We start from the raw sequence: 1,303 nt of genomic DNA on the forward strand, positions 1-1,303 counted from the left end.
GATGGCCTGCTGCCTGTCGCACGTTCTGGCGGCCGAGGGCGAACGCACCATGCTGATCGACTGCGACATACGCCGCCGCGGCATCAGCCGGCTCCTGGACGTGGGCCCCGATCAGCCTGGCCTGATCGAGGTGCTGAACGGCATGTCCCAGATCGACATCGACGATCTGATACGCGATCGGGTGCTGTGCGTGCTGCCGCTAGGGCCCAAGACGGACGCGCCGGACAACCTGCTCACGGGGCAGGCCTTCGCTGACCTGCTGGACAAGCTGCGCCCCCACTTCGACCGGATCATCCTTGACCTTCCGCCGATCCTGCCGATCGCCGCCACCCGCACGATCGCCTGCCGGGCCGACGCCGTGGTCCTTGCGGCGCGGTGGTGCAAGACCTCCAGCTTCGCCATCCGCACCGCGCGCAGCCGCCTGAGCCGGGATCTGGTCAATGTGGCGGGCATCGCGCTCAACCAGGTGGACCTGCGCAAGAAGGCCTTTTTCCACCGTGAGGACGTGTCGTTCTATTACAACAGGTACAGCGAGTACTACGCATGAACGTGCCGGCGCGCGGCCGGGCCTGGCAGCCCGCCGCGCCGGCATCGGCGCGCTTTTCGCAGCCGCGCGTCGCTATCGTCCATTACTGGCTGGTATCGATGCGCGGCGGAGAGCGAGTGCTGGAGCGCATGCTCGAGCTCTATCCGCAGGCCGATCTGTTCACTCACGTCTTCGATCCCCGCGCCGTCTCGGAGACGATCCGGAAGGCCAAGGTAACCACGAGTTTCATCGACAAGCTGCCGTTCTCGAAACGGCTCTATCAATACTACCTGCCGCTCATGCCAATGGCGCTAGAGGAACTGGACCTGAGCGCCTACGATCTCGTTATCAGCAGCGAGGCGGGGCCTGCGAAAGGGGTGATCACCGCGCCGCGGTCGCTGCACGCCTGCTATTGCCATTCGCCGATGCGCTATTTGTGGGATCAGTATCACCGCTACAAACGAGAGGCGAACTGGCTGGCGCGCATCGCCATGCCCGGCATGTACCACCGCCTGCGGGAATGGGACGTGAGCTCCAGCGCGCGCATCGATCGCATCGCCGCCAATTCCCACTTCGTGCGGCAGCGCATCCACAAGGTCTGGCGGCGCGAGGCCGAGGTCATTCATCCGCCAGTCGAAACCGGCCTGTTCACGCCCTCCATCGACATCGACGACTACTATCTCTGGGTGGGGCAGATGGTGCCTTACAAGCGGCCCGACCTTGCCGTGGAGGCTTTCAACGCCAATGGCCTGCCGCTGCTCATGGTCGGCTCAGGCG

Annotated in this window: 2 protein-coding genes; both read left to right on the forward strand. The window is 64.9% G+C overall.

Annotated features, from left to right (window positions below):
- Positions 1 to 547, forward strand: a 547-nt coding sequence (locus VFZ66_22260; protein HEX6291926.1) for a CpsD/CapB family tyrosine-protein kinase, incomplete at its 5' end; no start/stop codon positions are given.
- A partial coding sequence (locus VFZ66_22265) for a glycosyltransferase (GenBank protein ID HEX6291927.1) occupies positions 544 to 1,303 on the forward strand: 760 nt, incomplete at its 3' end. The genes VFZ66_22260 and VFZ66_22265, both read left to right, overlap by 4 nt.

Source organism: Herpetosiphonaceae bacterium (assembly GCA_036374795.1).
Lineage (GTDB): Bacteria > Chloroflexota > Chloroflexia > Chloroflexales > Kallotenuaceae > LB3-1.